This window comes from Streptomyces sp. NPDC055078, assembly GCF_053607985.1.
The window spans coordinates 1-6149 of the sequence record NZ_JBSGUP010000498.1; the positions used below are offsets into that span (position 1 = coordinate 1).

6 protein-coding genes are annotated in these 6149 nt (G+C 70.2%); 5 read left to right on the top strand and 1 reads right to left on the bottom strand.

What is annotated here, in order from left to right:
- Positions 1-230 precede the first annotated feature (230 nt).
- The 4 genes from ACWF94_RS30320 (at position 231) to ACWF94_RS30335 (ending at position 4277) form a co-directional block, all read left to right on the top strand.
- Positions 231-1526 (top strand): PspC domain-containing protein, encoded by a 1296-nt coding sequence (locus ACWF94_RS30320; RefSeq protein WP_453495540.1) that lies wholly within the window; start codon positions 231-233, stop codon positions 1524-1526.
- Entirely contained in the window at positions 1523-2212 is a 690-nt protein-coding gene (locus ACWF94_RS30325) for a LuxR C-terminal-related transcriptional regulator (protein WP_453495543.1), read from the top strand. Before ACWF94_RS30320 ends, ACWF94_RS30325 begins: the two co-directional genes overlap by 4 nt.
- A gap of 260 nt (positions 2213-2472) precedes the next feature.
- The gene (locus ACWF94_RS30330) at positions 2473-2724 is read left to right on the top strand and encodes a DUF397 domain-containing protein (RefSeq protein ID WP_453495546.1); all 252 of its coding nucleotides are present in this window, start codon (positions 2473-2475) and stop codon (positions 2722-2724) included.
- A gap of 434 nt (positions 2725-3158) precedes the next feature.
- Entirely contained in the window at positions 3159-4277 is a 1119-nt protein-coding gene (locus ACWF94_RS30335; RefSeq protein ID WP_453495548.1) for an alpha/beta hydrolase, read from the top strand.
- A 158-nt stretch (positions 4278-4435) separates the two neighbouring features.
- On the opposite strand, the gene ACWF94_RS30340 is transcribed toward ACWF94_RS30335, so the two are convergent.
- Positions 4436-5473, bottom strand: coding sequence for an NlpC/P60 family protein (locus tag ACWF94_RS30340; protein WP_453495554.1), 1038 nt, complete (start codon positions 5471-5473; stop codon positions 4436-4438).
- Between the two features lie 273 nt (positions 5474-5746).
- Here ACWF94_RS30340 and ACWF94_RS30345 point away from each other — a divergent pair, with 273 nt between their 5' ends.
- Positions 5747-6100, top strand: coding sequence for a hypothetical protein (locus ACWF94_RS30345; protein ID WP_453495551.1), 354 nt, complete (start codon positions 5747-5749; stop codon positions 6098-6100).
- The last annotated feature ends 49 nt before the right edge of the window (positions 6101-6149 follow it).

Consider the following 6149-nt stretch of genomic DNA (forward strand, 5'->3'; position numbering starts at 1 on the left):
GCCCGGTCCCGCCTGGCGCGGAGTGGTCGGCTGAGTCATGTCTCCATGGTGACGGTCTCCCGGCCCGGATGACATCCGAGCCGACCCTGGCCCGTCCCTGATATCCACCCCTGATCCCCGGCCGGTCCACCGGGGCCGGGCATAGGGGGCGGTCCCAGGGTCGGGGATAGGGGTCGGTTTCCGGGTCGACCCTGATACCGCCGTCCGCACTCCCGTGTGACGATCGAGTCATGCCCGTCGCCACGCCCCGACCCGCGACCCCCTCGCGCGCTCCAGCGCCCGAGGACGTCCCGCTGCGCAAGCTCTACCGCAGCGCGGACGGCCGTCTCCTCGGTGGTGTGGCCCGCGGCCTCGCGGGCCATCTCGGACTGCCGGTCGTCTGGGTCCGGCTGATCTTCTTCGGTCTCTTCCTCGCCGACGGCCTCGGCGTCCTGCTCTACGCGGTCTTCTGGGTCGTCGTCCCGCTCGGCGTCGGCGGCCGGACGGCCGAGCCCCGCTCGGTCTTCGAGGTCATGGACGACGGCAGACGCAAGCTGCGCAAGCCGGACAAGGGCCAGCTGTTCGCGATGGTCGCGCTCCTCATCGGCATAGCGATCTTCATCAGCAGTATCGACACCGGGAGCAGGGCCAATCGCTATATCTGGCCGACGCTGCTGATCGGCGCGGGTGTGGTGCTGGTGTGGCGGCAGGTGGACAATGCCCGCCGGGCCCGCTGGACCGAGGTCGGCCGCCGCCGCAGGCTCTTCCAGCTCGGCCGGGCGCTCGCCGGGGTCGCCCTGGTCGGTATGGGCCTGACCGTGTTCATGGTGGTGCGCGGCTCGGCCGCCCAGCTCGGCAATGTGCTGACCGCCGCCCTGGCCGTCATCGCCGGTGTCGGTCTGCTCGCGGGCCCCTGGCTGGTGCGGATGACGCAGGACCTCTCCGAGGAGCGCACGATGCGTATTCGTGCCCAGGAGCGCGCCGAGGTCGCCGCCCATGTCCATGACTCCGTCCTGCACACCCTCACCCTGATACAGCGGAACGCCGACGACGGCGGCGAGGTTCGCCGTCTCGCCCGCGCCCAGGAGCGTGAGCTGCGGAATTGGCTGTACAAACCGGAAGGCACCGGCAAGGAGGAGGACGACGAGCCCGACACGCTCGCGGAGGCGGTGAAGAAGGCGGCCGCCGAGGTCGAGGACAAGCACGGGGTCCCGCTGGAGGTCGTGGTGGTCGGGGACTGCCCGCTCGACGACCGGCTGACCGCACAGATGCAGGCCGCGAGGGAAGCCATGGTGAACGCGGCCAAGTACGGTGGCCAGGGCGGTGCGGTCCAGGTCTTCGCCGAGGTCGACGGGCGCAGCGTCTATGTGTCGGTGCGGGACCGGGGGCCGGGATTCGACCCGGACGCCGTGCCCGCCGACAGAATGGGCGTCAGAGAATCGATCATCGGCCGGATGCAGCGCAACGGCGGGTCGGCCCGGCTCCGCCCGGCACCGGGCGGGGGCACGGAAGTGGAGCTGGAGATGGAGAGGGCGGCGGACGAATGACGACCGAGTCAGAGAGCGGTGCCGAGCGGCGGGTGCGGGTCGTGCTCGTCGACGACCACCGGATGTTCCGTACCGGCGTACAGGCGGAGATCGGCCAGACCGAGCGTACGGGCGTGGAGGTGGTCGGTGAGGCGGCCGATGTCGACCAGGCCGTCACCGTCATCACGGCCACCCGCCCCGAGGTCGTGCTGCTGGATGTCCATCTGCCGGGCGGCGGCGGGGTCGAGGTGCTGCGGCGCTGCGCCTCCCTGTCGGCCGCGCCGGAGGACCCCGTCCGGTTCCTGGCGCTGTCCGTCTCGGATGCCGCGGAGGACGTGATCGGGGTGATCCGCGGTGGTGCGCGCGGCTATGTCACCAAGACGATCACCGGGACCGATCTGGTGGACTCGATCTTCCGGGTCCAGGACGGTGACGCGGTCTTCTCGCCGCGCCTGGCCGGTTTTGTGCTGGACGCGTTCGCCTCGACGGACGCCCCTCCGGTGGACGAGGATCTCGACCGGCTCACCCAGCGCGAGCGCGAGGTGCTGCGGCTGATCGCGCGGGGGTATGCGTACAAGGAGATCGCGAAGCAGCTGTTCATCTCGGTGAAGACCGTCGAGTCGCATGTCTCGGCGGTGCTGCGCAAGCTCCAGCTCTCCAACCGCCATGAGCTGACGAGGTGGGCGACCGCCCGGCGGCTGGTGTGATGGCGGACCCGTGCCCAGTGTGGTGGCGGGCCCGTGCCCGGGTGCGATGACGGGACCCTGCCCGGGGTGACATCGACTTTTGGATTGCGCGGCCGAAAAATTGCCAGAATTTGGCGCGTTCTGAAAAAGGGCAGGCCACAGGGTTATTCAAGAGGGATCAGGACCGGGTGAGTGTTCCGTTCCGCCGCCATGAAAGGATCGACGCGGGCATTCACGCCTGAACAGTCGGCCCCTATTTCACCAAGGTTGGCGGAGGAGTCATGAGCGGCAAGCTGGTGTGGTTCAAGTCCAGCTACAGCAACTCCAAGGGTGGCGCGTGCGTCGATGTCGCATACGCCTGGTGCAAGTCCAGCTACAGCAACAGCGGCGCCGGGCAGTGCGTCGAAGTCGCCGCCCACCCCCGTACGGTCCATGTGCGCGACTCCAAGGATATCCACGGTCCGGAGCTGGGGCTCGCCCCCCGCGCCTGGAGCGCGTTCGTCGCGTACGCGGCAGAGCAAGCCCTCGCGTGACCGCTCGAAGATCGATCTTTCAAGGATCCACCTTTCAAAGATTCATGGCTCAAACAAAGCGCAATGGCTCGAAGCGCAATGGCTCGAAGCGCAAGGGCTCGAAGTGCAATGGCGCACCGAGTCCGGGATTCCCCCTTTCTCCGGTTTCGCTGTTTCCGCGTTTCCGCGGCGGATCCGGATGCGCGGACCTGACGTTCGCGGCTCATCGCGCACAGCCCCGGGTACTGGCTGATTGATCCGGGTGCCTTGCGCACCGTTGTTCACAGATGATCAGGGAATGGGTGGGTCGTTTCCCGGCCCGCCCATTCCTTCTGTCCATGGCTCGCCCCTTCGGGCTCCCGGTCCCCAGGGCCCCTTTGGCCGTCTCATTCGGTCTCAGCCGTTTCCGGAGTGTGAATCACGCCATCCGGCCACCCCTGGATTAGTCTCCGTCGATGAATCTGACGGGGAACACCTTCTTCGCGATCACGATCGTGCTGGTCGTGGTCGCCGTCCTGCTGCCCCTGACGCTGTGGACCCGGCTGCGCGGGCCGGCCCTCCTCCAGAGCGCGTACCGGCTCGGCATGGTGCTGTTCGCCCAGGTCACAGCCATCGCCGTGGTGTTCGTCGCGGTCAATGACGCCAACGGGCTGTACGACAGCTGGGACGACCTGCTCGGCACGTCGAACCACGCGGGCGACGCCCCCGACCTCGGGCCCGACGGTACGGGCGGCCGGGAGATCGCTTCGCTGCCGGCGGTGCGCCGGACCTTCCATCCGGTCCAGGGGCAGGACATGGGCGACGGTGTGCTGCGCACCCATCTCCGGGGCGGGATCTCGGGTGTGGAAGGGGAGGTCTATGTGTGGCTGCCGCCCCAGTACGACGACCCCGCGCACCGGAACAGGACGTTCCCCGTCGTGGAACTGCTCCCCGGCTTCCCCGGCTCCGCCAGGAACTGGTTCCGCACCCTTAAGGTCCACTCCCGGATCCGGCCGCTGATCGAGTCCGGCGAGGTCGCCCCGTACATCCTGGTCGCCCCTCGCACGATGCTGCTCGGCGCGAAGGACGCCGGATACGCCAACATCCCCGGCACGGTCAACGCGGACAGCTGGCTGACCGTCGATGTCCGCAAGATGGTCGCCGACAACTTCCGGGCCTCCCTCGATCCCGCCGGCTGGGCCGTCGCGGGCTACTCGGCGGGCGGGCACGGCGCCGCCAAACTCGCTCTCGCCCACCCCGACCGCTTCTCCGCCGCCGTCAGCCTGTCCGGCTACAACGACCCGGCCGCCGAGAACGACTCGCTCACCGGCGCGGACCCCGCCCTGCGCCGGGAGAACGACGTACTCCACATCCTGCGGTCCGCGAAGAGCCCGCCACGGGTCTCACTGCTCGCGACGGGCGAGGGCCAGGACGGTTATCTGCCCGGCCTCGCCCTGCTGCGGGAAGCCGAACCCCCGACGGTGGTCGAAGTGCGCCGGACGACCGGCGGACATCTCACCCGGGTGTGGGAGCGGGAGCTGCCGTACGCCTTCGCCTGGCTGACCCGGGAGATGCGCGGGATGCGGGGCGGCTGACGGGGGAGACGGGCCGGGTTCCGTAAGGCGGCAAGGGTTCCCGGCAAGACGGGCCCGGCCGACTTCTTGCCAGGCGGCGCAGGGGCGCGCAGGGGCGCGCAAGGCCGGGCGCGGGGGCGCGGGGGCGCGCAAGGCAGCCCTGAGGGCCGGGGCGGAGGTCAGGTCGGGCGGGTGGCGCCCGCGTAGGGCATCTCGTCGATGGGCGCGATCCGGACGGCCGCACCCGGACGGGGCGCGTGGATCATCTTCCCGCCCCCGATGTAGAGCCCGACATGGCTGACACCGGAGTAGAAGAACACCAGATCACCCGGTGCGAGTTCGGACCGGGGGACGCTCCGCCCGGCGTCGATCTGCCGGTACGTCGTCCGGGGCAGCGAGACCCCCGCCGCCCGCCAAGCGGCCTGGGTCAGCCCGGAGCAGTCGTATGCGCCGGGGCCGGTCGCCCCCCAGACGTACGGCTTGCCGAGCGCCCCGTAGGCGTGCGCGACGGCCTGAGCGGCGCGGGCGCTGGGGGCCCGGACCCGCCCGGGAGGGGTTTGGCCGCCCTCACCGGCGTTGTACGAGGAGCGCTGCCCGGCGGTCAGCTCGGCGAGCAGCCGTTCGGCGGCGGTCAGCTTCTGCCGGACGGTGGTCCGGTGGCGGACCAGCTCGGTCTGGTGAGCCTTGAGGTCGGCCGTCCGGCGCGCGGCCAGTGTCCTGACCCGGTCGATCTCGGCCAGTTCCCCGCGTACCGAGGCGACCGCCGTGGCCTGCCGCTCGCCGACGCGTTCGGCGAGCGCCGCCTGCTCCAGATACGCGTCGGGGTCGGAGGTGAGGGCGAGCCGCAGCCCGGGGTCGATGCCTCCGGCGCGGTACTGGGCGGTGGCGATGGAACCGAGCGCGTTACGGGTGGCGTTGAGCCGCTCCGTCCGGCGGGCGGCCTCGTCGCGCAGCCGTGCCACGGAATCGCGGGCCGCGGCGGTGCGTTCCCTGGCCCCGTTGTACCGCTCGGTGGCGGCCTCGGCCTCCTGGTACAGCTTGTCGACCTTGGCCTTCAGCTGCGCGGGCGTCAGCGCGGGCTCGGCGTGCCCGGTGCCGTGGAACGCGGTGGCGGTCGCCGCCCCCGCCAGCGCCAGGGTGGTGGCGGTCCGTGCGGCGGTTCCGGTCCCGGTGAAGGGGTACGGCCGGAACTTCCGGCGCTTGCGGTGAGCGGCCACGAGGGCGTCCACGTCCTTCCGTGTCGCGGGGGCCAACGGGGGGCGGCCACCTGGCGGCCGGGGCCACCTGCGCAGGACGCTAAACCGGAGGTCACGGTGGGGAGAGGAAGAGCCCGAACCTGTCTGAATCTGTCCGAATCTTCCTGAAACTGGACATCTCGCTGGACGGAGCGGGCGGTGTGCGGCCCCTACTCCGTACCACCGCGATCGATGCGGCGAATCAGGCTTACCTGCCCTGAGTGGGGTGATATGGGGAGGGCTAGGCTCCGCCGCATGGACGTACTCATCAATGTGTTCCTGGCCCTGCACATCATCGGTATCGCGTCCCTGCTGGGCGGTTTTCTCACTCAGATGAAGGCGATGAGCGCGGGCACGGCCCGTTTCAGCCCGGCGATGCTGCACGGCGCGCTGACGATGCTGATCACCGGGGTGGCGCTGGTCGGCCTGAACCAGGCGGACGACGAGCCGGTGAACAACCTGAAGATCGGTATCAAGCTGGCGGTGCTGGTGGTGATCCTGGGGCTGGTGTATGTCAAGCGGGACGAGGAGCGGGTGGAGAAGGCGGCGTTCGGCGCGGTCGGTGCTCTGACGGTGGTGAACATCTTCATCGCGACGGTCTGGACCTGAGGCCCGTCCCGGGCAGGCCCGAGTCGGCGCGAGCCGCTGGACCTCAAGG

Excerpts from the sequence above, each read along its gene's own strand:
- ACWF94_RS30320 (WP_453495540.1), top strand. The coding sequence starts at position 231 with ATGCCCGTCGCCACGCCCCGACCCGCGACCCCCTCGCGCGCTCCAGCG.
- ACWF94_RS30325 (WP_453495543.1), top strand. The coding sequence starts at position 1,523 with ATGACGACCGAGTCAGAGAGCGGTGCCGAGCGGCGGGTGCGGGTCGTG.
- ACWF94_RS30330 (WP_453495546.1), top strand. The coding sequence starts at position 2,473 with ATGAGCGGCAAGCTGGTGTGGTTCAAGTCCAGCTACAGCAACTCCAAG.
- ACWF94_RS30335 (WP_453495548.1), top strand. The coding sequence starts at position 3,159 with ATGAATCTGACGGGGAACACCTTCTTCGCGATCACGATCGTGCTGGTC.
- ACWF94_RS30345 (WP_453495551.1), top strand. The coding sequence starts at position 5,747 with ATGGACGTACTCATCAATGTGTTCCTGGCCCTGCACATCATCGGTATC.